This window comes from Klebsiella sp. JB_Kp042 (genome assembly GCF_040065275.1).
GTDB classification, from domain to species: Bacteria; Pseudomonadota; Gammaproteobacteria; order Enterobacterales; family Enterobacteriaceae; genus Klebsiella; species Klebsiella quasipneumoniae.
In genome coordinates, this window is sequence record NZ_JBEAJL010000084.1 from 50,134 (window position 1) to 74,298 (window position 24,165).

Sequence of the window (24,165 nt, forward strand, 5' to 3'; positions counted from 1 at the left end):
CTTTATTACTTGGAAACGGTCAGACGAGCGCGGCCTTTAGCACGACGACGTGCCAGAACCTGACGACCATTTTTAGTAGCCATACGAGCACGGAAGCCGTGAGAACGGTTGCGCTTCAGTACAGACGGTTGAAAAGTGCGTTTCATGGCGATTTCTACCTAAACTTGAATAAATTCACTGACTTTTGCGTAGACCCGAACGAACTTCGAACGACTTACGCCTCAGCGTGGGTGATTAAAGAGGCCGGATTGTAATAATTGTACACTCCGGAGTCAATTCTCTTTCCTTATTTCTCGCACCTCGTCGCACAAAAAATAAGCTGAGACGCGTGACGAAAACGGGCATTACGCGCCGGGTGGGGGATTATACGGCCTGGCCAGTAAAGCGCAAGGATCCTGAAGGATCTTTGTTAGATCGTTTCCGCCCAAAAGCGGCATAGCTCATTAATTTTTCCAATATGCGGCGGAAATCGTGCTTCACTCTTCCCAGGATCGATTACACTTACCCGGTTTCGATCCTTCCTGTGGATAAATCGGGAAGAATCTGTTGAGAAACACAAGATCTCTTTCTCAGTTTAGGCTATGATCCCCGGTCCCGATCGCGATCCCCGGATCCGCAGCGGGAAATAACCGCAGATAGCGGTTCGCACGTCACCCCTTTTGTGCAGGGGCTTTTCGGCTAATGCAGGGTCTTGTCGACGTGTGCCAACAATCACGATTGTTTCAGTTTTTCTTTGATATCGATTTTATGTTCGAGTGGAGTCCGCCGTGTCACTTTCGCTTTGGCAGCAGTGTCTTGCCCGATTGCAGGATGAGTTACCAGCCACAGAATTCAGCATGTGGATCCGCCCATTGCAGGCGGAACTGAGCGATAACACGCTGGCACTGTATGCGCCAAACCGTTTTGTGCTCGACTGGGTAAGGGACAAATACCTCAATAATATCAATGGACTCCTCAATGATTTTTGCGGTGCGGACGCCCCGCAGCTGCGTTTTGAGGTGGGAGCTAAGCCCGCCAGCTCGCTGCAGAAAGGGGCGGTAAGCCCGGCCGCAGCGACTATCCCGGCGGCGCAGGTGCAGACCGCGCGCGTGGCGCCGACGATCGTGCGCCCTGGCTGGGATAATGTCCCGGCGCCGGCGGAGCCGACCTACCGTTCTAACGTTAACGTGAAACACACGTTTGATAACTTCGTCGAAGGTAAATCTAACCAGCTGGCCCGCGCGGCGGCGCGTCAGGTGGCGGATAACCCGGGCGGCGCCTATAACCCCCTGTTCCTCTACGGCGGAACGGGTCTGGGTAAAACCCACCTGCTGCACGCGGTGGGGAACGGTATCGTGGCGCGTAAACCGAACGCCAAAGTGGTCTATATGCACTCGGAGCGTTTCGTTCAGGACATGGTTAAAGCGCTGCAGAACAACGCCATCGAAGAGTTTAAGCGCTACTACCGATCCGTTGACGCCCTGCTGATCGATGACATTCAGTTCTTCGCTAATAAAGAGCGATCCCAGGAAGAGTTTTTCCACACCTTCAACGCCTTGCTGGAAGGTAATCAGCAGATCATTTTGACTTCGGATCGTTATCCCAAAGAGATCAACGGCGTTGAAGATCGTCTGAAATCCCGCTTCGGCTGGGGGCTGACGGTGGCGATCGAGCCGCCGGAGCTGGAAACCCGCGTCGCGATCCTGATGAAAAAAGCCGATGAGAACGACATCCGCCTGCCGGGCGAAGTGGCGTTCTTTATTGCCAAGCGCCTGCGCTCAAACGTGCGTGAACTGGAGGGGGCGCTGAACCGCGTTATCGCCAACGCCAATTTCACCGGCCGGGCGATCACTATCGATTTCGTGCGCGAAGCGCTGCGCGATCTGCTGGCGCTGCAGGAAAAACTGGTCACCATCGACAATATTCAAAAGACGGTGGCGGAGTACTACAAGATTAAGGTAGCGGACCTGCTGTCCAAACGCCGCTCCCGTTCGGTGGCGCGTCCTCGCCAGATGGCGATGGCGCTGGCCAAAGAGCTGACCAACCACAGCCTGCCGGAAATCGGCGATGCGTTTGGCGGCCGCGACCATACCACCGTGCTGCACGCCTGCCGCAAGATTGAGCAGCTGCGTGAAGAAAGCCACGACATTAAAGAAGATTTTTCCAATTTAATCAGAACATTATCCTCGTGACGCTATGAAATTTACCGTAGAACGTGAACATTTATTAAAACCGCTGCAACAGGTGAGCGGTCCGTTAGGTGGTCGTCCGACGCTGCCCATTCTCGGTAACCTGCTGCTTCAGGTCGCGGACGGCGCGCTGTCGCTGACCGGTACCGATCTTGAAATGGAGATGGTGGCGCGCGTGGCGCTGGTTCAGCCGCACGAAGCGGGCGCCACCACCGTTCCGGCGCGTAAATTCTTTGATATCTGCCGCGGCCTGCCGGAAGGCGCGGAGATCGCGGTGCAGCTGGAAGGCGATCGCATGTTGGTGCGTTCCGGCCGCAGCCGCTTCTCGCTGTCGACCCTGCCCGCTGCCGACTTCCCGAATCTTGACGACTGGCAGAGCGAGGTGGAATTTACCCTGCCGCAGGCGACCATGAAGCGTCTGATCGAAGCGACCCAGTTCTCGATGGCGCACCAGGATGTTCGTTACTACTTAAACGGTATGCTGTTCGAAACCGAAGGCAGCGAACTGCGCACCGTCGCAACCGACGGCCACCGTCTGGCGGTCTGTTCGATGCCGCTGGAAGCGTCGCTGCCGAACCATTCGGTGATCGTGCCGCGTAAAGGGGTGATTGAGCTGATGCGGATGCTCGACGGCGGTGATACGCCGCTGCGCGTGCAGATCGGCAGCAATAATATCCGCGCCCATGTCGGCGATTTTATCTTCACTTCGAAGCTGGTTGATGGCCGTTTCCCGGATTATCGCCGCGTACTGCCGAAAAATCCGGATAAACACCTCGAAGCGGGCTGCGATATTCTGAAGCAGGCTTTTGCCCGCGCGGCGATTCTCTCCAATGAGAAATTCCGCGGCGTGCGGCTGTACGTTAGCGAAAATCAGCTGAAAATCACCGCCAATAACCCGGAGCAGGAAGAAGCGGAAGAGATTCTGGACGTGACCTACGCCGGCACGGAGATGGAGATTGGCTTCAACGTTAGCTACGTGCTGGATGTGCTGAACGCGCTGAAGTGCGAGAATGTGCGCATTCTGCTGACGGATTCGGTGTCGAGCGTGCAGATTGAGGATGCGGCTTCTCAATCCGCAGCCTACGTTGTTATGCCAATGCGGCTGTAGAATCGTAAAGGGGCTGGTTTACTTGCCATTTCGTCTTCCGGCAGTGCTCGAAATGCTCACGTACTTCGTGTACGCTCCGCTTTCTGCGCGCTGGCGGTAGACGAACTGGCTGCGACACCCACGCCCCTTGAATGATGATGAGCTGATATGTCGCTATCCCGACTGCTAATCAAAGACTTCCGCAATATTGAACATGCGGATCTCGCTTTATCTCCCGGCTTTAACTTCCTGGTTGGCGCGAACGGCAGCGGCAAAACCAGCGTGCTGGAAGCCATCTACACGCTCGGCCACGGCCGGGCGTTTCGCAGTTTGCAAATTGGCCGGGTGATCCGCCACGAGCAGGAGGCCTTTGTTCTGCATGGCCGTCTGCAGGGCGAAGAGCGGGAAACCGCCATCGGCCTGACCAAAGACAAACAGGGCGACAGCAAGGTGCGTATCGACGGCACCGACGGCCACAAAGTGGCGGAGCTGGCGCACCTGATGCCGATGCAGCTGATTACGCCGGAGGGGTTTACTTTACTCAACGGCGGCCCCAAATACAGAAGAGCATTCCTTGACTGGGGATGCTTTCATAACGAAGCCGGATTCTTCACCGCCTGGAGCAACCTGAAGCGCCTGGTCAAGCAGCGCAACGCCGCGCTGCGTCAGGTCAGCCGTTATGCCCAGCTGCGGCCATGGGATCTGGAATTAATCCCGCTGGCGGAGCAGATCAGCCGCTGGCGTGCCGAATACAGCGCCGCTATCGTCGAAGACATGGCGGATACCTGTCAGCAATTTTTACCGGAATTCTCGCTCTCTTTCTCCTTCCAGCGCGGCTGGGAAAAAGAGACCGACTACGCTGAAGTGCTGGAGCGGAATTTCGAGCGTGACAGAATGTTAACCTATACCGCCCACGGCCCGCATAAAGCGGATTTCCGTATTCGCGCCGACGGGGCGCCGGTGGAAGATACCTTATCGCGCGGGCAGCTTAAGCTGCTGATGTGCGCCCTGCGTCTGGCGCAGGGCGAGTTCCTCACCCGCGTCAGCGGGCGGCGCTGCCTGTACCTGATAGATGATTTTGCCTCGGAACTCGATGACGCCCGCCGCGGTCTGTTATCCAGTCGCCTGAAAGCGACGCAGTCGCAGGTTTTCGTCAGCGCCATCAGCGCTGAGCACGTTATGGACATGTCGGACAAAAATTCGAAGATGTTCCGCGTGGAAAAAGGTAAAATAACGGATTAACCCAAGATTAAATGAGCGAGAAACGTTGATGTCGAATTCTTATGACTCCTCCAGTATCAAAGTCCTGAAAGGGCTGGATGCGGTGCGTAAGCGCCCGGGTATGTATATCGGCGACACGGATGACGGCACCGGTCTGCACCACATGGTATTCGAGGTTGTGGATAACGCTATCGACGAAGCGCTCGCGGGTTACTGCAAAGATATCGTGGTGACCATCCACAGCGATAACTCCGTCTCCGTCCAGGATGACGGCCGCGGCATCCCGACCGGCATTCACCCGGAAGAGGGCGTCTCCGCAGCGGAAGTTATCATGACCGTCCTGCACGCTGGCGGTAAATTCGATGATAACTCCTATAAAGTCTCCGGCGGTCTGCACGGCGTAGGCGTCTCGGTGGTTAACGCCCTGTCGCAGAAGCTGGAGCTGGTTATCCAGCGCGATAACAAAGTGCACAAGCAGATGTATGAGCACGGTGTGCCGCAGGCGCCGCTGGCCGTGACCGGCGAGACCGACAAAACCGGCACCATGGTGCGTTTCTGGCCGAGCCTGGAAACCTTCACCAACGTCACCGAGTTTGAATACGATATCCTGGCGAAACGCCTGCGCGAACTGTCGTTCCTGAACTCCGGAGTCTCTATCCGCCTGCGCGATAAGCGCGACGGCAAAGAAGATCATTTCCACTACGAAGGCGGCATCAAGGCGTTCGTTGAGTATCTCAACAAGAACAAAACGCCGATCCACCCGAATATCTTCTATTTCTCTACTGAAAAAGACGGTATCGGCGTGGAAGTGGCCCTGCAGTGGAACGACGGCTTCCAGGAAAACATTTACTGCTTTACCAACAACATTCCGCAGCGTGACGGGGGGACTCACCTTGCCGGCTTCCGCGCGGCGATGACCCGTACCCTCAACGCCTACATGGACAAAGAGGGCTACAGCAAAAAAGCGAAAGTCAGCGCCACCGGCGACGACGCCCGTGAAGGCCTGATTGCCGTGGTATCGGTGAAAGTGCCGGATCCGAAATTCTCCTCGCAGACCAAAGACAAGCTGGTCTCCTCCGAGGTGAAATCGGCGGTTGAGCAGCAGATGAACGAACTGCTGAGCGAATACCTGCTGGAAAATCCGTCCGATGCGAAAATCGTGGTCGGCAAAATTATTGACGCCGCGCGCGCGCGCGAAGCCGCGCGTCGTGCCCGTGAGATGACCCGCCGTAAAGGCGCGCTGGATCTGGCTGGCCTGCCGGGCAAACTGGCGGACTGCCAGGAACGCGACCCGGCGCTCTCCGAACTGTACCTGGTGGAAGGGGACTCCGCGGGCGGCTCTGCGAAGCAGGGGCGTAACCGCAAGAATCAGGCGATCCTACCGCTGAAGGGCAAAATTCTCAACGTTGAGAAAGCCCGCTTCGACAAGATGCTCTCTTCCCAGGAAGTGGCCACGCTGATCACCGCTCTGGGCTGCGGCATCGGTCGCGATGAGTACAACCCGGACAAACTGCGCTATCACAGCATCATCATCATGACCGATGCGGACGTCGACGGCTCGCACATTCGTACCCTGCTGTTGACCTTCTTCTATCGTCAGATGCCGGAGATCGTCGAGCGCGGCCATGTCTATATTGCTCAGCCGCCGCTGTACAAAGTGAAGAAAGGCAAGCAGGAACAGTATATTAAAGACGACGAAGCGATGGATCAGTATCAGATTGCCATCGCCCTCGACGGCGCCACCCTGCATACCAACGCCAATGCGCCAGCGCTGGCGGGCGAACCGCTGGAAAAACTGGTTGCTGAGTTTAACGCCACTCAGAAAATGATTGGCCGCATGGAGCGCCGCTTCCCGAAAGCGCTGCTGAAAGAGCTTATCTATCAGCCGACCCTGACCGAGGCCGATCTGGCGGACGAACAGAAGGTGACCCGCTGGGTGAACACTCTGGTCTCCGAGCTGAATGAGAAAGAGCAGCACGGCAGCCAGTGGAAATTTGATCTCCATGAGAACAAAGAGCTGCAGCATTTTGAACCGGTTATTCGCGTTCGTACCCACGGCGTGGATACCGACTATCCGCTGGATAATGAGTTCATTATGGGGCCGGAATATCGCCGTATCTGTACCCTGGGCGAGAAACTGCGCGGCCTGATGGAAGAAGATGCTTACATCGAGCGCGGCGAACGCCGTCAGCCGGTAGCCAGCTTTGAGCAGGCTCTGGACTGGCTGGTGAAAGAGTCCCGTCGCGGCCTCTCTATCCAGCGCTATAAAGGTCTGGGCGAGATGAACCCGGATCAGCTGTGGGAGACCACCATGGATCCGGACAGCCGCCGTATGCTGCGCGTGACCGTCAAGGACGCGATTGCCGCCGACCAGCTGTTCACTACCCTGATGGGTGATGCCGTTGAACCGCGTCGCGCGTTTATCGAAGAGAACGCCCTGAAAGCGGCGAATATCGATATCTAAGCCGTGTGTTCCCCCGGCGCGAGTTTGACCGGGGTAACGGAATGTCTGAGCCCGGTCGCATAGCGCGACCGGGCTTTTCTTTGCCAGTAAAAGGGGAATCCTCTGCTGCGGTTCCATCCCCCTTTCTGGCCGACACTTTTACTGTTTTTTGAGCGGAATCGCGTTAGCATGAGGGAAGACTCATCTTACCCGGGGATCCTATGGCTATTAAACTGATTGCAATTGATATGGATGGCACGCTGCTGCTGCCCGATCACACTATCTCTCCCGCCGTTAAAAACGCCATTGCCGCCGCCCGTGAAAAAGGGGTGAACGTGGTGCTGACCACCGGCCGCCCTTACGCGGGTGTCCACAGCTATCTGAAAGAGCTGCATATGGAGCAGCCGGGTGATTACTGCATCACCTACAATGGCGCGCTGGTGCAGAAAGCCGGGGACGGCAGCACCGTCGCACAAACCGCGCTGAGCTATGACGACTATCGCTTCCTCGAACAGCTCTCCCGCGAAGTCGGCTCCCACTTCCACGCGCTCGATCGCAATACGCTGTATACCGCGAATCGCGATATCAGCTACTACACCGTGCATGAATCCTATGTGGCGACCATCCCGCTGGTGTTCTGCGAAGCGGAAAAGATGGACCCTGAGATCCAGCTGCTGAAGGTAATGATGATCGATGAGCCGGCGATCCTCGACAAGGCCATCGCCCGTATCCCGGCGGAAGTGAAAGAAAAGTACACCGTGCTGAAAAGCGCGCCTTACTTCCTCGAAATACTGGATAAACGCGTCAATAAAGGCACCGGCGTGAAGTCGCTGGCCGATGCGCTGGGTATCAAACCGGAAGAGATTATGGCGATAGGCGATCAGGAAAATGATATCGCGATGATTGAATTTGCCGGCGTCGGCGTGGCGATGGATAACGCCATTCCGGCGGTCAAAGAAGCGGCGAACTTCATTACCAAATCGAACCTCGATGATGGCGTCGCCTTCGCTATTGAAAAATACGTTTTAGCGTAAGCTTCCTTCAGGTCCGGCGTTCGTCGGGCCTGTCTTCCCTTTTTTCATGAACAGATGTTAATCCGCATTTAAATCCCTTATTCCGCACAGGGGATTCTATAAGCTACCCGCCCTCTTTTTTTGCAATTCAGAACTAACATCAGATTTTTCATGAATAAACGCCATTATTTGATGTTGGTTACGCTGCCATTCGCCTCTGTTCAGATTTGCGCGGCCGCGGAACCAACGACGCCGCTCGAACCAGCGTATGCCTATCACGGCGCCGAGCCCGCGGATCTGCCGGCGCCAGAAAGTCGCCAGCCTGCGGCGACAGCATCGTCTTCGCTACTCCCTTTGCTAGGCGACGAGGCCAGAAAGCGTGGCTACGTCCTGCCGCTGCCGTTTGGCGTCAGCATTAACTATATGGATATGCGGCAGAATATTAATGTCGACAGCATTAGCTTCACTGGCCTGTCGCTGGACGGCCGCAATATCGATTGCGGTAAGGATCCTGTTTGCAAACGCGCCGTGAAGCACATTTTCGGAAATGGGCCGGTCTCGCTGGACAACGCCTTCCAGATTGGCGTCGGTAATACGCGGGAAAGCAGCAAAACCGAGACGCTCAAGCTGGATGCCTGGCTGCTGCCGTTTATGAATGTTTATGGTCTCGTCGGACACACCGAGGGGCACTCCATTTCGCAGATTGCCGTCGGGCTGAAGGGGCCGAACGGCAAAGTGGTGCCGATGCCGGGGATGCAGGACCTCGACTTTCGCCTCGATTTTAAAGGCACCACCTATGGGATGGGCACCACGCTGGTGGGCGGCATCGGCAACTGGTTTACCGTACTGGACGCTAACTACACCCAGACACGCTTTGATATCCTCGACGGCAGCATCGATGCGTTTACCTTTTCGCCTCGCGTAGGCTATCGTTTCAATACGCCATCGGTCGATGCGCTACATCTCCCGGCCGGAAAGCTGAATCTATGGGTCGGCAGCATGTATCAGGACGTGCAGCAAGAGTTTAAGGGTAGCCTTAACGATCTCTCGATGCCGTCGCCGATGCTGCAAAACATGGTCAACCTGGCCAACCAGGACAATCATGGCCGCTTTGATGTGAAACAGCATCTGCAGTCGCCGTGGAACGTGCTGGTGGGAGCGCAGTATGAGCTGACGCAGAATTTTAATATCACCACGGAGTTTGGTTTTGCCGAGCGTAACAGCTTCTTTATCTCCGGCGAGTATCGCTTTTGAGCCGACCGCTTAACCCTGTTCTGTTGCTTCTGACATGGGCGCTATGCGCACCGGTCCAGGCGCAGGCCATCAGCCGCGAGCAAATCGACGGCTGGCTGCAGCATCTCGGCGCCAGCGATGAATTCGACGCCAGCAAAGGCATTGACTGGGGCGTGATGCCCGGTCCGTTCTATACGCCGGAGCTGGGGCTGGGCATCGGCACTGCCGTCGTCGGTCTCTACCGTCCCGATCCGCAGGATACCACCAGCCAGAATTCCACGCTGACGCTCAGCGGCTACGCCAGCTCCACCGGCGCCTTCGGCCTTAGCGTGAAAAACTACGCTTTTTTTGACCACGACCGATGGCGAATTTTTGTTGAAGGTTCGATGGCCAACACCCCGACGTATTTCTGGGGACAAGGCTTTCATGCCGGCGATAAAGACAACGAAAAAGAGAAATATACCGCCCAGGTGCTGACCCTGCGCCCGACGGTCTACCGGCAGCTTATCGACAATGTTTATCTCGGCGCCGGATGGTCGCTGGCGGCGCAGAATGCCGATGAGATGGACCATAACGATTTGCCGAAAATTGAAAATACCCCGCAGGGGCCGTCGGTATTCAGCTCGGGCGCCAGCGTCGCGCTCAACTGGGACGATCGCGACTTCGTCCCCAATCCGCGCCGGGGTCAGTATGCCAACTTCCGTTACACCCACTATGCGTCCGGCTTAGGCAGCGATACCCGCTTTGACGAATTTCAGCTGCACTATAGCCATTATCATGCCCTCAGCGAGAAGAGCGTCCTCGCCTGGGAGGCCGATGGCGCTTTCACCCAGGGCGATGTGCCGTGGAGCATGATGCCCCTGCTGGGCAGCGATGAGCGGATGCGCGGCTACTATCAGGGGCGTTATCGCGACAAAAACGTCGTTAGCAGCCAACTGGAATACCGCCGGCAGCTCACCTGGCGACACGGGATTGTGGCCTGGGCCGGGGCGGGAACCATGGGGCCATCCATGGATTCCCTGAATGACGGACGCTGGCTGCCTTCGGCGGGCGTCGGCTACCGCTTTGAATTCAAACCTCGCGTTAACGTTCGCCTCGACTACGGTATCGGCAAAGGCAGCAGCGGCTTTTACTTCCAGGTCGGCGAAGCGTTTTAAGCTTGTCGCCGGGCATTAAACCCGCTGCGGATTGCGGTATGCTAAGGCCACTCTAATATCGGCCCGGTCAGCACACCATGAAACAAGTTACCTTTGCCCCTCGTAACCACCAGCTCACCAATACCCGTACCTGGACCCCCGACAGCCAGTGGCTGGTGTTCGACGTCCGCCCGTCCGGTGCGTCGTTCACCGGCGAGACCATTGAGCGAGTGAACGTAAACAGCGGCGCGGTGGAGACCATTTATCGTGCCACGCAAGGCGCGCACGTGGGCGTGGTGACCGTGCATCCAACCCAGGAGCGCTACGTGTTCATTCACGGCCCCGAGCGGCCGGATGCGCAATGGCAGTATGACTTTCATCACCGCCGCGGAGTGGTGGCCTTTCAGGATACCGTCGAGAATCTGGACGCCATGGACATCACAGCCCCTTACACCCCCGGGGCGCTGCGCGGCGGCAGCCACGTCCATGTCTATAGCCCCAACGGCCAGCTGGTCAGTTTTACCTACAACGATCATGTGCTGCACGAGCGCGACCCGGCGCTGGATCTGCGCAACGTCGGCGTGGCCGCGCCGTATGGACCCGTGACGCCGCCGGGCCACCATCCGCGCGAATATGGCGGCAGCCACTGGTGCGTGCTGGTGAGCCGCACGACGTCGACTCCCGCGCCGGGCAGCGATGAGATTAATCGCGCCTATGAAGAGGGCTGGGTCGGGAACCATGCGCTGGCGTTTATTGGCGATACGCTGGCGGAAAACGGTGACAAAGTCCCGGAGCTGTTTATTGTCGAGCTGCCGCAGGATGAAGCCAGCTGGAAGCAGCCCGGCGGGGAACCGCTGGCCGGTACCGCAACCACGATGCCCGCGCCGCCGGCGGGCGTCAGTCAGCGTCGTTTGACCTTCACCCACCATCGCCGTTATCCGGGGCTGGTGAATATTCCACGTCACTGGGTGCGCGCCAATCCACAGGCTACGACCATCGCCTTCCTGATGCGCGACGACGCCGGTGTGGTGCAGCTGTGGCTGATTTCCCCACAGGGGGGCGAGCCGCGGCAGTTGACGCATCACACGTCGGGTATCCAGTCGGCATTTAACTGGCATCCGTCGGGAGAGTGGCTGGGCTTTGTACTGGAGGGGCGGATTGCCTGCTGTCATGCCGGCACAGGCGATATCACCTTTTTAACCGAGGCGCATGCTCATGCGCCCTCGGCGGACGCGATCGTCTTTTCGCCAGACGGTAAACAGATTGCCTGGATGGAGGAGGTGGACGGTTATCGCCAGCTGTGGGTCACGCAGACCGGGCGATAACTTACTGGGCAGGCATCGGCGCTGGCGGGATCACCGAGTTGGTCGCCAGCGTGGCCTTCTCGCTCTTTTCGACCCGAGATTTGATTGAGCTGTCGGTGCGGAACATATCCCACGGCAGCAGCAGGGTATCCATGACGGCGGTGAACGGCATGTCCAGCGCCACCAGCGATTTCACACCCCAGTTGGTATTGTTGTCCCCCAGCGTTTGCGCACTGGATCGCGTGCCCGGATAGGTTCCCTCTTTGCCACCGGTATGTGACATTACGCTGGAGCAACCGCTCAGGCTTATCATCCCGCTGAACAGGACCAGCTTTAACAGTCGTCTGCTTTTCATTGTTCTTCCATCGTCGTTTCGGGCGTTGAGATAACCTTTTAGCGGTTATATCGGGCCATCCCGTGAATGCATAGCGTTATTGCGCCGCACTGTGGCGGGCATCGCACTTTGCTTTTTGTGCTCCTCCCCCCAGTCTAAGCAATCATCGGCAAACTGCAAAAAAAAACGCCCTCAATCCCTTGAAAAGCACGGGGAGAAACCCATTTTATAGGTGTAACCCACTGAGAATACGCCTGAGGGGTATTCCGGATTACCGCGGCCTGTCCACGATGGAAGGTCATTTGATTCTCGCTGATTTTCAGGAGCTATTTATTATGCGTAACTTCGATCTCTCCCCGCTTTATCGTTCAGCCATTGGTTTCGACCGCCTGTTTAACCTGCTGGAAAACAATCAAAGCCAGAGCAATGGCGGCTACCCTCCGTATAACGTCGAGCTGGTAGACGAAAACCACTATCGCATCGCTATCGCGGTGGCTGGCTTTGCTGAAAGCGAGCTGGAGATCACCGCCCAGGACAATCTGCTGATCGTCAAAGGCGCCCACGCTGCCGAGCAGAAAGAGCGGACCTACCTGTATCAGGGGATCGCCGAGCGTAACTTCGAGCGCAAATTCCAGCTGGCGGAAAACATTCATGTCCGCGGCGCCAACCTGGTAAACGGTCTGCTGTATATCGATCTGGAACGGGTGATCCCGGAAGCGAACAAGCCGCGCCGTATCGAAATCAACTAATTGTCCCTCTCAGGCCGCGTGGCGGCCTGATGTAACAACCTGCTCGCCGTCAGGGAGCATATGCGAATTCGCGCAATTCGCAGGTATTCACTCGCTTCACAGAAGGAGAAAACAGTATGCGTAACTACGATTTATCCCCCCTGCTGCGTCAATGGATCGGTTTTGACAAACTGGCCAGCGCCCTGCAAACCGCCGGTGAAAGCCAGAGCTTCCCGCCCTATAACATCGAAAAAAGCGACGATAACCACTACCGCATTACCCTTGCGCTGGCCGGTTTCCGTCAGGAAGATCTGGATATTCAGCTGGAAGGCACCCGCCTGGTGGTAAAAGGCACGCCGCAGCAGCCGGAAAAAGAGACCACCTGGCTGCACCAGGGGCTGGTGAGCCAGGCCTTCAGCCTGAGCTTCACCCTCGCCGACAACATGGAGGTCTCTGGCGCGACCTTCACCAACGGTCTGCTGCATATCGATCTGACCCGCCATGAGCCTGAGCAGATCGCCCCGCAGCGCATCGCCATCAGCGAACGACCGGCGTTAAATAGCTAATAAAGCAACCTATTGATAAAGCCCCGATTTTCGGGGCTTTTTTGTGCCGGTCTGTTTGCTGGTATTGTGCGCCAGGCTGCATACAACCCGTCTGGCAGCGGTCATAATCCCTGTTAATAATAATGTTATTCACAGGGACGATACCATGAGTGAGATTGCATTGACGGTCAGCGTACTGGCGCTGGTGGCGGTGATTGGGCTGTGGATCGGCAATGTCAAAATCCGCGGCGTCGGCTTTGGTATTGGCGGCGTGTTGTTTGGCGGCATTATCGTCGGCCACTTTGTCGATCAGGCGGGAGTCGCCCTCAGCACCCCGATGCTGCATTTTATTCAGGAATTCGGCTTGATCCTGTTTGTCTACACCATCGGTATCCAGGTGGGGCCAGGCTTTTTCGCCTCGCTGCGGGTCTCAGGCCTGCGGCTCAATCTTTTCGCTATCCTGATCGTGATTCTTGGCGGCCTGGTCACGGCGGTGCTGCATAAACTGTTCAATATTCCTCTCCCGGTGGTGCTTGGCATCTTCTCCGGCGCGGTGACCAACACGCCGGCGCTGGGGGCCGGGCAGCAAATCCTGCGCGATCTCGGGGTGCCGTTCGAGGTGGTCGATCAGATGGGGATGAGCTATGCGATGGCGTATCCGTTCGGCATCTGCGGCATTCTGCTGACCATGTGGCTGGTGCGCCTGTTCTTTCGCATCAATGTCGAGAAAGAGGCCCAGCAATTTGAGGAGAGCAGCGGCAACGGCCATGCCCATTTGCACACCATCAATGTGCGGGTGGAGAACCCCAACCTCAACCAGATGGCGATTCAGGATGTACCGATGCTCAACAGCGACAATATCGTCTGTTCGCGACTGAAGCGCGGTGAGCTGCTAATGGTGCCTGCGCCGGGCACCCTTATCCAGGCCGGCGATCTGCTGCACCTGGTGGGGCGGCCGGAGGATCTGCACAATGCGCAACTGGTGATCGGCCAGGAGGTGGCCACCTCGCTGTCGACGCGCGGCACCGACCTGAAGGTAGAGCGTGTGGTGGTGACTAACGAGAAAGTGCTGGGGAAGAAAATACGCGATCTGCACGTCAAACAGCGCTATGACGTCGTGATCTCCCGGCTTAATCGCGCTGGCGTCGAGCTGGTGGCCAGCAGCAGCGCCAGCCTGCAGTTTGGCGATATTCTCAACCTGGTCGGCCGTCCGGAGGCGATTGACGCCGTGGCCGCCGAGCTGGGTAACGCCCAGCAGAAGCTGCAGCAGGTTCAGATGCTGCCGGTATTTATCGGCATCGGCCTCGGGGTACTGCTGGGATCTATCCCGTTGTTTATTCCCGGCTTCCCCGCCGCCCTGAAGCTCGGGCTGGCCGGGGGACCGCTGATTATGGCGCTGATTCTCGGGCGCATCGGGAGCATCGGCAAGCTGTACTGGTTTATGCCGCCGAGCGCCAACCTGGCGCTGCGCGAGCTGGGGATCGTGCTGTTTCTGGCGGTGGTCGGGCTGAAATCGGGGGGCGACTTTGTGGCGACCCTGACCCAGGGCGATGGTCTGAGCTGGATCGCTTACGGCATTTTCATCACCGCCATCCCGCTGCTGACGGTAGGCATTCTCGCGCGCATGCTGGCGAAAATGAACTATCTGACGCTGTGCGGCATGCTGGCCGGCTCGATGACCGACCCGCCGGCGCTGGCCTTCGCCAACAATCTGCACGCCACCAGCGGCGCGGCGGCGCTCTCTTACGCTACCGTCTATCCGCTGGTGATGTTCCTGCGGATTATCACCCCGCAGCTACTCGCCGTGCTGTTCTGGGGGCTGAGCTAGCGGGCTGTGCGCCTGGACGCGGCGCAGATGGTAGTCCACCTGATACTCGCTGGCGTTGCGGAACATGACCGAATAGTTAAGAAATTCGCCGCTGTCGCTGTAGGAAAGGGAGGTAATCCGCAGCAGCGGCGTCTGCTCCGGAACGTTCATTGAGCGCGCCAGCTGCCTGTCCGCCAGCACCGGCGTCAGGGTCTCATAGTTCCCGCTGATGATGATCCCGCACTCCTTCTCAATATAATCAAATTTCGATCCCTCCAGATGGCTCAGCGACAGGTTACGGAACAGCTTCACCGGCATATAGCTATCCTCCAGCATCAGCGGCTTGCCGTCGACGAAGCGCACCCGCCGCGAGAAGTAGATCCGTTCATCAATTTTAATTCGCAACAGGCTGGCGATGGCCGGCGGGGCAGGCATCACTTCGAAGGCCAGCACCTGGCTTACCACCTCTTTACCCTGCTTGCGCAGCACTTCCGCCAGGCCGGTGAGATTGCTGGTTTCATGATGGACGTCTTTACGCGCCACGTAGGTCCCCGAGCCGTGGCGACGGACCACCAACCCCCAGTCCACCAGCAGGTCGATGGCTTTGCGGATGGTCATGCGCGCCACCCCGAACTCCTCGGCCAGTTTTTTCTCTCCCGGCAGCGGGCTGCCGATGGAGAAGTCGGCAGAATTCAGCCGCAGCCGCAGGCGGTCAGCAATGGATTTGTAGATCACCAGTAGTCCTCTTGTACAGGAAAGAGCGAGGTTATTTTCTTCACCTGTTATTAAAAAATAAGTTTTAAGACAGCAGGTTATTATCCATTCATTAGATCGATTTCATCCTTTGGCTTATCGATGTCTAACTTTTGTTAACGAAGTAGACAACTTTGGCCAAATTAAAACCATGAAAGCGATCACGAATCGCAACGGCGCGGCATGTTGTTGGACGGGCAAATTCCTATTCTCGAGTGAGGCCGGTAATCAAGAAAAAGAAGGCCATTCACCCTACGAGTTGTTACATGAGGATTTCCCAATGCTCAGTCAAATACAACGCTTTGGCGGCGCCATGTTTACCCCGGTTTTATTGTTTCCTTTTGCCGGGATCGTGGTCGGTATCGCCATTATGTTGCGCAACCCGATGTTCGTCGGCGAAGCGCTGACCGCACCCGACAGCCTGTTTGCACAGATCGTTCACATCATCGAAGAGGGCGGCTGGACCGTCTTTCGTAATATGCCGCTGATTTTCGCCGTCGGCTTGCCGATTGGCCTGGCGAAGCAGGCCCAGGGCCGGGCCTGCCTGGCGGTACTGGTGAGCTTTCTCACCTGGAACTACTTTATTAACGCCATGGGGATGACCTGGGGCCACTTCTTCGGCGTCGACTTTTCCGTTGAACCCACGGCCGGCAGCGGCCTGACGATGATTGCCGGGATTAAAACCCTCGACACCAGCATTATCGGGGCGATCGTCATCTCCGGCCTGGTGACGGCCCTGCATAATCGCTATTTCGATAAACCCCTGCCGGTGTTCCTCGGCATCTTCCAGGGCTCATCGTTTGTGGTCATTGTCGCCTTCCTCGCGATGATCCCCTGCGCCTGGCTGACGCTGCTCGGCTGGCCAAAAGTCCAGCTGGGTATTGAATCGCTACAGGCCTTCCTGCGCTCTGCCGGCGCGCTCGGGGTGTGGGTCTACATCTTCCTTGAGCGCATTCTGATCCCCACCGGTCTGCATCACTTCGTCTATGGCCCGTTCATCTTTGGCCCGGCGGTAGTGGAGGGCGGACTGCAGGTCTACTGGGCAGAGCATCTGCAGGCGTTCAGCCAGAGTACGGAACCGCTGAAGACGCTGTTCCCGGAGGGCGGCTTTGCCCTGCACGGTAACTCGAAAGTGTTTGGTTCGGTGGGCATTGCGCTGGCGCTTTACTTCACCGCCGCGCCGGAAAATCGCGTCAAGGTCGCCGGCCTGCTGATCCCCGCCACGTTGACCGCGATGCTGGTCGGGATCACCGAGCCGCTGGAGTTCACCTTCCTGTTCATCTCGCCGCTGCTGTTCGCCGTCCACGCGGTGCTGGCGGCGTCCATGGCGACGGTGATGTACATCTGCGGGGTGGTGGGCAATTTCGGCGGCGGCCTGCTCGACCAGTTCTTGCCGCAAAACTGGATCCCGATGTTCCATCACCACGCCTCGATGATGTTCATTCAGATAGGTATTGGTCTCTGTTTCACCGCCCTCTACTTCGTGGTCTTCCGCACCCTGATCCTGCGTCTGAACCTGAAGACGCCGGGCCGGGAAGAGAGCGAAATCAAGCTCTACAGCAAGGCTGATTATCAGGCGGCGCGGGGTAAAACCACGGCGGCAGCCGCGCCAGAGACCCGGCTGGGCCAGGCCGCTGGCTTCCTGCAGGCCCTCGGCGGCGCCAGCAACATTGAAAGTATCAATAACTGCGCCACCCGACTGCGCATCGCGCTGGTCGATATGGCGAAAACGCAAAGTGACGACGTCTTTAAAGCGCTGGGCGCCCACGGGGTAGTACGCCGCGGCAACGGGATTCAGGTCATCGTCGGCCTGCACGTTCCCCAGGTGCGCGACCAGCTGGAAAACCTGATGAAAGATTCTCTTTCGACCGAACATACCACCATGACGGAGGCAGTATCATGAAAAAATTCTCAGTTGTTATCGCAGGCGGCGGCAGCACCTTCACCCCGGGCATTGTCCTGATGCTGCTGGCAAACCAGGATCGTTTTCCGTTGCGGTCGCTGAAATTTTACGACAACGACGGGGCGCGGCAGGAGACCATCGCCGAGGCGTGCAAAGTGATCCTCAAAGAGCAGGCGCCGGAGATTGAATTCAGCTATACCACCGATCCGCAGGCGGCGTTTACCGATGTTGATTTCGTCATGGCGCATATCCGCGTCGGGAAATATCCGATGCGTGAACAGGATGAGAAAATCCCGCTGCGCCACGGCGTGCTGGGCCAGGAGACCTGCGGACCGGGCGGGATCGCCTACGGTATGCGCTCTATCGGCGGCGTGCTGGAGCTGGTGGATTATATGGAAAAATATTCGCCGAACGCCTGGATGCTTAACTACTCCAACCCGGCGGCGATTGTGGCGGAAGCCACCCGTCGTCTGCGGCCGAACGCCAAAATCCTCAACATCTGCGATATGCCGATCGGCATTGAAGGGCGGATGGCGCAGATTGTCGGCCTCAAAGACCGTAAACAGATGCGCGTGCGCTACTACGGCCTCAACCACTTCGGCTGGTGGACCTCGATTGAGGATCTCGACGGCAACGATTTGATGCCGAAACTGCGCGAATATGTGGCGAAATACGGCTATGTGCCGCCATCTAACGACCCGCACACCGAGGCAAGCTGGAACGACACCTTTGCCAAAGCGAAAGATGTGCAGGCGCTGGATCCGCAGACCATGCCGAATACCTACCTGAAATATTACCTGTTCCCGGACTACGTGGTGGCCCACTCCAACCCGGAACGCACCCGCGCCAATGAGGTGATGGATCATCGTGAGAAAAACGTCTTCAGCGCCTGCCGGGCGATTATTGCCGCCGGGAAATCCTCCGCAGGCGATCTGGAGATTGACGAGCACGCGTCGTATATCGTCGATCTGGCGACGGCCATCGCCTTTAACACTCAGGAAAGGATGCTGCTGATTGTGCCGAACAATGGCGCGATCCATAACTTTGACGCCGACGCGATGGTGGAAATTCCTTGCCTGGTGGGCCACAACGGGCCGGAGCCGCTGACGGTCGGCGACATCCCGCACTTCCAGAAAGGGATGATGAGCCAGCAGGTGGCGGTGGAAAAACTGGTGGTCGATGCCTGGGAACAACGCTCTTACCACAAGCTGTGGCAGGCGATTACCCTGTCGAAAACCGTGCCGAGCGCTTCGGTGGCGAAAGCGATCCTCGACGACCTGATTGCCGCCAACAAGGATTACTGGCCGGAGCTGCATTAATCCCCGCCGTTGACCGGCGCCCTGCGGGGCGCCGATGCTTCTCCCCGGTTCCTGATTTACGCTATGCTGAAGCCTGCTGCGCGATGAACAAGGAACCGTCATGAAAATCTCCCGCCTCGGCGAAGCGCCTGATTACCGCTTTTCGCTGGCTAACGAACGCACCTTTCTGGCGTGGATCCGCACGGCACTCGGTTTTCTTGCCGCTGGCGTCGGTCTTGACCAGCTGGCGCCAGACTTTGCCACGCCGCTGATCCGTGAAATTCTCGCCCTGCTGCTGTGCCTGTTTGCCGGCGGCATGGCCATCTATGGCTATCTGCGCTGGCTGAACAACGAGAAGGCGATGCGCCTGAAGCAGGATCTCCCCTATACCCGGACGCTGCTGGTGATTAGCATCCTGCTGCTGGCGGTGGTGGTCGCGGTGATGCTGCTGGTGCTGTATGGCGGATAAACGCCGGGCGCGGCGGGAAAGCGACCCGGGGCTACAGCCAGAGCGCACCTCCCTGGCCTGGTTTCGCACCCTGCTGGGCTATGGCGCGCTGATGGCGCTGGCGATTAAGCACAGCTGGCACCGCGCCGGACTGCCGTTCTGGCTGTCGATCGGCGTGCTGGCGATAGTGGCGGGGATCCTTTGGGGCTATACCCGCCGTCGTCATCTGATGGACGTCGACGACAGCGATTTTTTACAGCCGCGGGCGGTTCGTGACAAATTTTTGATCGCACTCGCAGTACTTTCTCTGGCATTCCTGTTTGCTGTTACTCACCTTCAACAGATCGTTTCATTCATTAGGGATATGTCATGACAGGATGTCCGGCGAATTTGCCTCTCACTCATGCCCCCGGCCAGCAACATGACACTCCCTTTCAGGCGGTAGTGGTCGAGGCGGAGCATTGCCGCCAGCCGCAGGCGTTCTATGCGCAGCTGCGTCAACAGGGGCTTACGGCTATCCATTTTATTCCGCAGCTGGCGGCTGGCGACGCCGCGCTGTGGGGAGAGTTTCTCTGCGCGGTCTTTCACCGCTGGGTGCGGGAAGATATTGGCCGTATCAATATTTTGCTGTTCAGCGAGACGCTGAGCGCCTGGTGCGGCGAGTTGATAACGCAGGCGGGCGCGCCGGCGGCCAACAGCGCCTGCTACGGCTGTCCGTGGCTACGCCTGTGCCGCTGCGGCGAACAGGAAGACCCGCTGTGCGCGGGTTATCGGCAGTTCTACGATCTCAGCGGGCCCTATATGCGAGTGATGCGGGACCTGCGCCGACAGCAGCGGCCGCCAGAGGCGTTGATGCCGCTGCTGCGCTGAAGATTAGCGCCCCTTCGCCAGATACTGCGTCATCTCCTCTTCCGGCACCATTCCGCCGCCGGTGGCCCACACCAGGTGGGTCGCCTGCTGCAGCTGTTGCTCACTCAGCCCCTGCAGCTGATGGTACGCTTTGCTGGCGCAGACGCGCTGCGGCCCGGCCATTCCGGCCAGCGCGGAGGGTTCAAGGCGGATATTTTCCGCTGTCGCCAGCCAGCCCAGCATGTCATACATCGTCTGGTCATCAAGGGTATAGAACCCGTCGAGCAGGCGCTCCATTGCCCGGCCAACGAAGCCGGACGCCCGGCCGACCGCCAGACCGTCGGCGGCGGTCAGATTATCAATGCCTAAATCCTGCACCGCTATCTGGTCATGAAGCCCGGTATATACGCCGAGCAGCATGCAGGGGGAGTGGGTCGGTTCGGCGAACAGGCAGTGAACGTGGTCGCCAAAGGCCAGCTTGAGGCCAAACGCCACGCCGCCAGGGCCGCCGCCGACGCCGCACGGCAGGTAGACGAACAGCGGATGGTCGGCATCGACCATCCGTCCGGCTTTGGCGAACTGCGCCTTCAGGCGCTCGCCGGCCACGGCATAGCCGAGGAACAGCGTGCGCGAATTTTCATCGTCGATGAAAAAGCAGTTCGGGTCGGATTCCGCCGCCTTGCGCCCCTGTTCGACCGCCACGCCGTAGTCCTCTTCATACTCCACCACTGTCACGCCGTGGCTGCGCAGTTTGGCTTTTTTCCACGCCCGGGCGTCTGCGGACATATGCACGGTAACCTTAAAGCCGATGCGGGCGCTCATGATGCCGATCGACATCCCGAGGTTGCCGGTGGAGCCGACGGCGATGCTGTACTGGCTGAAGAACTGTTTAAACTCCGGCGTCAGCAATTTGCGATAATCGTCTGCGGTAGTCAGCAGACCGGCTTCCAGCGCCAGCTTTTCCGCATGGGTCAGCACTTCATAAATGCCGCCGCGCGCTTTGATCGAGCCGGAGATCGGCAGATGGCTGTCTTTTTTCAGCAGCAGTTCGCCGCCAATCGGCTGGCCGAATTTTTGCTCAAGGCGGTGCTTCATTGCCGGAATGGCGACCACTTCCGATTCGATAATCCCGCCGCTGGCGGCCGTTTCCGGGAAGGCTTCCGCCAGATAGGGCGCGAAGCGCTGAAGGCGGGCATGGGCGTCCTGCACGTCGTCGGCGGTCAGGCCGACGTAAGGCAATCCCTCCGCCAGGGTGGTGGTGGCGGGGTTAAACCAGGTGGTTTCTTTCAGGGCGATCAGATCCTGCACAAGCGGGAAGGTCGCGGTTAAGGTGGTCAGGTCAGCGTGTTTCATCATACGTCTCTTTGCGCTCAGATAATGAAAGAAAGCAGGAAGGTGGCGGCCAGTGCAAGTAGCGACGCGATAAAAGTCGCCGTCGTGTAGTACTTGAACGTTTCACTGAGGCTGGCGCCGCAGTACTGTTTTACCAGCCAGAACAGGGAATCGGTGACGATCGTGCAGCCAATGGCGCCGGAACCGATGACAATAGCGATGATCTCCGGGCTGACGCCGGGATAGAGCGGCAGCATCGGCGCGACGATGGCGGTGGCACCCATCATCGCCACGGTGGCGGAGCCGACGGCGGCGTGCAGGATAAGCGCCACCAGCCAGGCCAGCAAAATCGGATGCATGTCGAGGTTCGACAGAATCACCGCCAGGCTATCGGCCAGGCCGCTGGATTTTAAAATCGCGTTGAATGCGCCGCCTGCGCCGATAATCAGCAGGATGTTGGCGATAGACCCAAAGCCGTTTTCCGTATGGGTCAGCAGGACGCCCATCCCCATCTGCCGACGAATGCCGAGCATGTAATAGGCGACAAAGACGGCGATAAACATCGCGGTGATGGGGTTGCCGATAAATTCCAGCACCGTATACAGCGTGCCGCCTTTCTCCATGTTCAGTTCGGCGACGGTTTTCACCAGCATCAGGCCAATCGGCAGCAGTACGGTAAACAGCGTGGCGCCGAGTGACGGCAGCGTCGACGCCTCGCGGACCTCAAGGTTGGCAAATTCGGCCGGAACCGGTTTGTACGGCAGGCGGTTGCCTAACGCTCTGAGAAACAGCGGACCGCCAACCAGCGAGGCGATCAGACCGACCAGCAGGCCATAAACAATCACTGTGCCGATATCGGCGCCCAGTTTGTTCGCGACAAACAGGGCCGCCGGATGCGGGGGGACCACGCAGTGCACCGCCATCAGCGCGGTACACAGCGGAATAGCCAGCTTCAGTAGCGAGGTATTGGTTTTTTTGGCGATGGAGAAGGCCAGGGGGATCAGCAGGACCACGCCGACTTCGACAAACAACGTGATGCCGCAGATCAGGCCGACCAGCACCATAATCACGTCCGCCGACAGCCAGCGGCAGCGCTGCAGCGTCAGGCCGATGCGCTCCGCCGCGCCGGAGACCTCCATCATCTTCCCGAGAATGGTGCCGAGACCGATCACCGCCGCAAGGAAGCCCAGCGTACCGCCGATGCCGCTCTCAATAGCGTTGACCATCTCCAGCGGGCCCATCCCCATCATCGCGCCGACGAAAAAGCTCGCCAGCAGCAGCGCCAGAAATGGATGAAACTTCAGTTTGACGATCGTTAAGACGATTAACACGATGCTGATCAGCAGCGTGCTCACAACCCAGACTTGCGAACCCATATTCCACCTCGCCTGTGAATAATCTGGCCTTATTGAAGCGAGAATCGTCATGGGCTGACAAACGATAAAAATGGGCTTTAGGGTGAGGAGAATTGAATCAAATGGGTGATTTAGCTCAAAAACAGACCATTAAATATGCTATGGGTCAAATTAACTCACCCTTTTGCGGCAAAACCGGCGTGATTTTTTTATCATCAACAGCCACTGTATTTGCCAGGAGCGCGTGATGGATGTGCTAAAAACCTTAGGTACCCGGTTGCTGAACGGCTGGCAGCTCTCCAGGCTGTCGACCTTTGAGGTGGCGGCGCGGCACGAGTCGTTTGCCCTGGCCGCCGACGAGCTGGCGCTCACGCCTGGCGCCGTCAGCCACCGGATTAATCAACTTGAAGAGGAGCTGGGGATCCTGCTCTTTGTCCGCTCGCATCGCAAAGTTGAGCTGACGCGTGAAGGTAAGCGGGTCTACTGGGCGCTGAAGTCGTCGCTGGATGGTCTCAATCAGGAGATCCTCGATATCAAAAACCAGGAGCTCTCCGGCAGTCTGACGGTCTACTCGCGGCCCTCTATCGCCCAGTGCTGGCTGGTGCCGGCCCTGGGTGACTTTACCCGCCGTTACCCGGCCATCTCCCTCACCGTGCTGACCGGCAATGAAAACGTTAACCTGCAGCGGACGGGCATCGATCTGGCGATCTATTTTGATGATGCGCCGTCGTCGCAGCTGAGTCACCATTTTCTGATGGATGAGGCGATCGTGCCGGTATGTACGCCGAATTACGCGCAACAGCGGCAGTTAATGTCGAATCCGGGCAATCTGTGCCACTGTACGTTGCTCCACGACCGCCAGGCATGGAGTAACGATTCCGGCACCGACGAGTGGTATAGCTGGGCGCAGCAGTTTGCGGTGGAACTGCCGCCATCGTCGGGGATTGGCTTCGATCGTTCCGATTTAGCGACGATTGCGGCGATGAATCATGTCGGGGTGGCGATGGGGCGTAAGCGGCTGGTGCAGAAGCGGCTGGAGAGTGGGGAGTTGATCGCCCCGTTTGGCGATATGACGCTGAAATGCCACCAGCACTACTATGTAACCACCCTGCCGGGTCGCCAGTGGCCGAAAATCGACGCCTTTATCGAGTGGCTGCACAGTCTGACATAAGACAAAAGCAGCCACCGGGAGGTAGCCCGGATAAGGC

23 protein-coding genes and 1 other annotated feature are annotated in these 24,165 nt (G+C 58.1%); of the genes, 18 read left to right on the top strand and 5 right to left on the bottom strand.

The features are described 5' to 3' along the window. Nucleotides 1–5: 5 nt before the first annotated feature. Nucleotides 6–146 carry a 50S ribosomal protein L34 gene (gene rpmH, locus ABLV54_RS14845; RefSeq protein ID WP_000831330.1) on the bottom strand — a complete coding sequence of 47 codons (141 nt, stop codon included), beginning with the start codon at nt 144–146 and terminating at the stop codon, nt 6–8. Nucleotides 147–767: 621 nt separating this feature from the next. Here rpmH and dnaA point away from each other — a divergent pair. The 8 genes from dnaA to ABLV54_RS14885 all read left to right on the top strand — a co-directional run bounded on the left by dnaA (nt 768) and on the right by ABLV54_RS14885 (nt 11,626). After that, nucleotides 768–2,171, top strand: coding sequence for a chromosomal replication initiator protein DnaA (gene dnaA, locus ABLV54_RS14850; protein WP_017899658.1), 1,404 nt, complete (start codon nt 768–770; stop codon nt 2,169–2,171). 4 nt (nt 2,172–2,175) lie between these two features. Then, a complete protein-coding gene (gene dnaN / locus ABLV54_RS14855) occupies nt 2,176–3,276 on the top strand; it encodes a DNA polymerase III subunit beta (RefSeq protein ID WP_004145090.1) in 1,101 nt (366 codons plus the stop codon). Between the two features lie 147 nt (nt 3,277–3,423). Continuing rightward, nucleotides 3,424–4,497 carry a DNA replication/repair protein RecF gene (gene recF / locus ABLV54_RS14860; protein ID WP_032454434.1) on the top strand — a complete coding sequence of 358 codons (1,074 nt, stop codon included), beginning with the start codon at nt 3,424–3,426 and terminating at the stop codon, nt 4,495–4,497. Between the two features lie 28 nt (nt 4,498–4,525). After that, nucleotides 4,526–6,940 carry a DNA topoisomerase (ATP-hydrolyzing) subunit B gene (gene gyrB / locus ABLV54_RS14865; RefSeq protein ID WP_004202281.1) on the top strand — a complete coding sequence of 805 codons (2,415 nt, stop codon included), beginning with the start codon at nt 4,526–4,528 and terminating at the stop codon, nt 6,938–6,940. 200 nt (nt 6,941–7,140) lie between these two features. Further along, the gene (gene yidA / locus ABLV54_RS14870) at nt 7,141–7,953 is read left to right on the top strand and encodes a sugar-phosphatase (RefSeq protein ID WP_023291455.1); all 813 of its coding nucleotides are present in this window, start codon (nt 7,141–7,143) and stop codon (nt 7,951–7,953) included. A 150-nt stretch (nt 7,954–8,103) separates the two neighbouring features. Beyond that, nucleotides 8,104–9,186, top strand: a complete 1,083-nt coding sequence (locus ABLV54_RS14875; RefSeq protein ID WP_023291454.1) for a hypothetical protein — start codon at nt 8,104–8,106, stop codon at nt 9,184–9,186. Between the two features lie 20 nt (nt 9,187–9,206). Continuing rightward, the gene (locus tag ABLV54_RS14880) at nt 9,207–10,322 is read left to right on the top strand and encodes a BamA/TamA family outer membrane protein (RefSeq protein ID WP_162489989.1); all 1,116 of its coding nucleotides are present in this window, start codon (nt 9,207–9,209) and stop codon (nt 10,320–10,322) included. Between the two features lie 77 nt (nt 10,323–10,399). Further along, entirely contained in the window at nt 10,400–11,626 is a 1,227-nt protein-coding gene (locus ABLV54_RS14885; RefSeq protein ID WP_050534285.1) for a DUF3748 domain-containing protein, read from the top strand. A 1-nt stretch (nt 11,627) separates the two neighbouring features. Here ABLV54_RS14885 and ABLV54_RS14890 read toward each other — a convergent pair whose 3' ends face one another. Beyond that, the gene (locus tag ABLV54_RS14890; protein ID WP_050534284.1) at nt 11,628–11,960 is read right to left on the bottom strand and encodes a YceK/YidQ family lipoprotein; all 333 of its coding nucleotides are present in this window, start codon (nt 11,958–11,960) and stop codon (nt 11,628–11,630) included. A gap of 245 nt (nt 11,961–12,205) precedes the next feature. Beyond that, nucleotides 12,206–12,281, top strand: a sequence feature (ROSE (Repression Of Heat Shock gene Expression) occurs in the 5'-region of heat shock genes and acts as an RNA thermometer to modulate expression.). Between ABLV54_RS14890 and ibpA the strand changes: the two genes are divergently transcribed. From ibpA to ABLV54_RS14905, 3 genes are all read left to right on the top strand, one after another. Further along, a complete protein-coding gene (gene ibpA, locus ABLV54_RS14895) occupies nt 12,275–12,688 on the top strand; it encodes a small heat shock chaperone IbpA (RefSeq protein WP_004151523.1) in 414 nt (137 codons plus the stop codon). It overlaps the preceding feature by 7 nt. A 116-nt stretch (nt 12,689–12,804) precedes the next feature. Further along, complete coding sequence (gene ibpB / locus ABLV54_RS14900; protein WP_023291450.1) at nt 12,805–13,233, top strand: small heat shock chaperone IbpB; 429 nt, start codon at nt 12,805–12,807, stop codon at nt 13,231–13,233. A 145-nt stretch (nt 13,234–13,378) separates the two neighbouring features. Beyond that, nucleotides 13,379–15,040 carry a putative transporter gene (locus ABLV54_RS14905; protein ID WP_050534283.1) on the top strand — a complete coding sequence of 554 codons (1,662 nt, stop codon included), beginning with the start codon at nt 13,379–13,381 and terminating at the stop codon, nt 15,038–15,040. Here the strand turns inward: ABLV54_RS14905 and ABLV54_RS14910 are convergent. Next, nucleotides 15,008–15,754: a GntR family transcriptional regulator gene (locus ABLV54_RS14910; protein ID WP_032454424.1), complete on the bottom strand. Its 747-nt coding sequence runs from the start codon at nt 15,752–15,754 to the stop codon at nt 15,008–15,010. The two genes, ABLV54_RS14905 and ABLV54_RS14910, sit on opposite strands and share 33 nt — an antisense overlap. A 298-nt stretch (nt 15,755–16,052) precedes the next feature. On the opposite strand from ABLV54_RS14910, the gene ABLV54_RS14915 reads away from it, so the two are divergent. The 5 genes from ABLV54_RS14915 to ABLV54_RS14935 all read left to right on the top strand — a co-directional run bounded on the left by ABLV54_RS14915 (nt 16,053) and on the right by ABLV54_RS14935 (nt 20,291). Beyond that, on the top strand, nt 16,053–17,675 hold the full coding sequence (locus ABLV54_RS14915) for an alpha-glucoside-specific PTS transporter subunit IIBC (protein ID WP_023291447.1): 1,623 nt from the start codon (nt 16,053–16,055) through the stop codon (nt 17,673–17,675). Beyond that, nucleotides 17,672–18,994, top strand: coding sequence for a 6-phospho-alpha-glucosidase (locus tag ABLV54_RS14920; RefSeq protein ID WP_017899668.1), 1,323 nt, complete (start codon nt 17,672–17,674; stop codon nt 18,992–18,994). Before ABLV54_RS14915 ends, ABLV54_RS14920 begins: the two co-directional genes overlap by 4 nt. 100 nt (nt 18,995–19,094) lie before the next feature. Next, the gene (locus ABLV54_RS14925) at nt 19,095–19,442 is read left to right on the top strand and encodes a DUF202 domain-containing protein (protein WP_004202264.1); all 348 of its coding nucleotides are present in this window, start codon (nt 19,095–19,097) and stop codon (nt 19,440–19,442) included. Next, nucleotides 19,432–19,794, top strand: a complete 363-nt coding sequence (locus tag ABLV54_RS14930) for a DUF202 domain-containing protein (protein ID WP_023291446.1) — start codon at nt 19,432–19,434, stop codon at nt 19,792–19,794. The genes ABLV54_RS14925 and ABLV54_RS14930 overlap by 11 nt, the downstream gene beginning before the upstream one ends. Beyond that, on the top strand, nt 19,791–20,291 hold the full coding sequence (locus ABLV54_RS14935; RefSeq protein WP_023291445.1) for a hypothetical protein: 501 nt from the start codon (nt 19,791–19,793) through the stop codon (nt 20,289–20,291). Before ABLV54_RS14930 ends, ABLV54_RS14935 begins: the two co-directional genes overlap by 4 nt. Nucleotides 20,292–20,294: 3 nt before the next feature. On the opposite strand, the gene dsdA is transcribed toward ABLV54_RS14935, so the two are convergent. Together dsdA and dsdX are read right to left on the bottom strand one after the other, a co-directional pair. After that, complete coding sequence (gene dsdA / locus ABLV54_RS14940; protein WP_050534282.1) at nt 20,295–21,623, bottom strand: D-serine ammonia-lyase; 1,329 nt, start codon at nt 21,621–21,623, stop codon at nt 20,295–20,297. Nucleotides 21,624–21,640: 17 nt separating this feature from the next. Beyond that, complete coding sequence (dsdX, locus tag ABLV54_RS14945; RefSeq protein WP_050534281.1) at nt 21,641–22,978, bottom strand: D-serine transporter DsdX; 1,338 nt, start codon at nt 22,976–22,978, stop codon at nt 21,641–21,643. A gap of 92 nt (nt 22,979–23,070) precedes the next feature. Here dsdX and ABLV54_RS14950 point away from each other — a divergent pair, with 92 nt between their 5' ends. Both ABLV54_RS14950 and dsdC read left to right on the top strand, forming a co-directional pair. Further along, a complete protein-coding gene (locus ABLV54_RS14950; protein ID WP_032425824.1) occupies nt 23,071–23,205 on the top strand; it encodes a hypothetical protein in 135 nt (44 codons plus the stop codon). After that, complete coding sequence (gene dsdC, locus ABLV54_RS14955) at nt 23,205–24,128, top strand: DNA-binding transcriptional regulator DsdC (RefSeq protein ID WP_017899673.1); 924 nt, start codon at nt 23,205–23,207, stop codon at nt 24,126–24,128. Before ABLV54_RS14950 ends, dsdC begins: the two co-directional genes overlap by 1 nt. Nucleotides 24,129–24,165 lie beyond the last annotated feature (37 nt).

Excerpts from the sequence above, each read along its gene's own strand:
- gyrB (WP_004202281.1), top strand. The coding sequence starts at position 4,526 with ATGTCGAATTCTTATGACTCCTCCAGTATCAAAGTCCTGAAAGGGCTG.
- recF (WP_032454434.1), top strand. The coding sequence starts at position 3,424 with ATGTCGCTATCCCGACTGCTAATCAAAGACTTCCGCAATATTGAACAT.
- dsdX (WP_050534281.1), bottom strand. The coding sequence starts at position 22,978 with ATGGGTTCGCAAGTCTGGGTTGTGAGCACGCTGCTGATCAGCATCGTG.
- ABLV54_RS14905 (WP_050534283.1), top strand. The coding sequence starts at position 13,379 with ATGAGTGAGATTGCATTGACGGTCAGCGTACTGGCGCTGGTGGCGGTG.
- yidA (WP_023291455.1), top strand. The coding sequence starts at position 7,141 with ATGGCTATTAAACTGATTGCAATTGATATGGATGGCACGCTGCTGCTG.
- ABLV54_RS14890 (WP_050534284.1), bottom strand. The coding sequence starts at position 11,960 with ATGAAAAGCAGACGACTGTTAAAGCTGGTCCTGTTCAGCGGGATGATA.
- dnaN (WP_004145090.1), top strand. The coding sequence starts at position 2,176 with ATGAAATTTACCGTAGAACGTGAACATTTATTAAAACCGCTGCAACAG.
- dsdC (WP_017899673.1), top strand. The coding sequence starts at position 23,205 with ATGGATGTGCTAAAAACCTTAGGTACCCGGTTGCTGAACGGCTGGCAG.
- ABLV54_RS14930 (WP_023291446.1), top strand. The coding sequence starts at position 19,432 with ATGGCGGATAAACGCCGGGCGCGGCGGGAAAGCGACCCGGGGCTACAG.
- ABLV54_RS14935 (WP_023291445.1), top strand. The coding sequence starts at position 19,791 with ATGACAGGATGTCCGGCGAATTTGCCTCTCACTCATGCCCCCGGCCAG.
- ABLV54_RS14915 (WP_023291447.1), top strand. The coding sequence starts at position 16,053 with ATGCTCAGTCAAATACAACGCTTTGGCGGCGCCATGTTTACCCCGGTT.
- ABLV54_RS14885 (WP_050534285.1), top strand. The coding sequence starts at position 10,400 with ATGAAACAAGTTACCTTTGCCCCTCGTAACCACCAGCTCACCAATACC.
- ABLV54_RS14875 (WP_023291454.1), top strand. The coding sequence starts at position 8,104 with ATGAATAAACGCCATTATTTGATGTTGGTTACGCTGCCATTCGCCTCT.
- dsdA (WP_050534282.1), bottom strand. The coding sequence starts at position 21,623 with ATGAAACACGCTGACCTGACCACCTTAACCGCGACCTTCCCGCTTGTG.
- ibpA (WP_004151523.1), top strand. The coding sequence starts at position 12,275 with ATGCGTAACTTCGATCTCTCCCCGCTTTATCGTTCAGCCATTGGTTTC.
- rpmH (WP_000831330.1), bottom strand. The coding sequence starts at position 146 with ATGAAACGCACTTTTCAACCGTCTGTACTGAAGCGCAACCGTTCTCAC.
- ibpB (WP_023291450.1), top strand. The coding sequence starts at position 12,805 with ATGCGTAACTACGATTTATCCCCCCTGCTGCGTCAATGGATCGGTTTT.
- ABLV54_RS14925 (WP_004202264.1), top strand. The coding sequence starts at position 19,095 with ATGAAAATCTCCCGCCTCGGCGAAGCGCCTGATTACCGCTTTTCGCTG.
- ABLV54_RS14920 (WP_017899668.1), top strand. The coding sequence starts at position 17,672 with ATGAAAAAATTCTCAGTTGTTATCGCAGGCGGCGGCAGCACCTTCACC.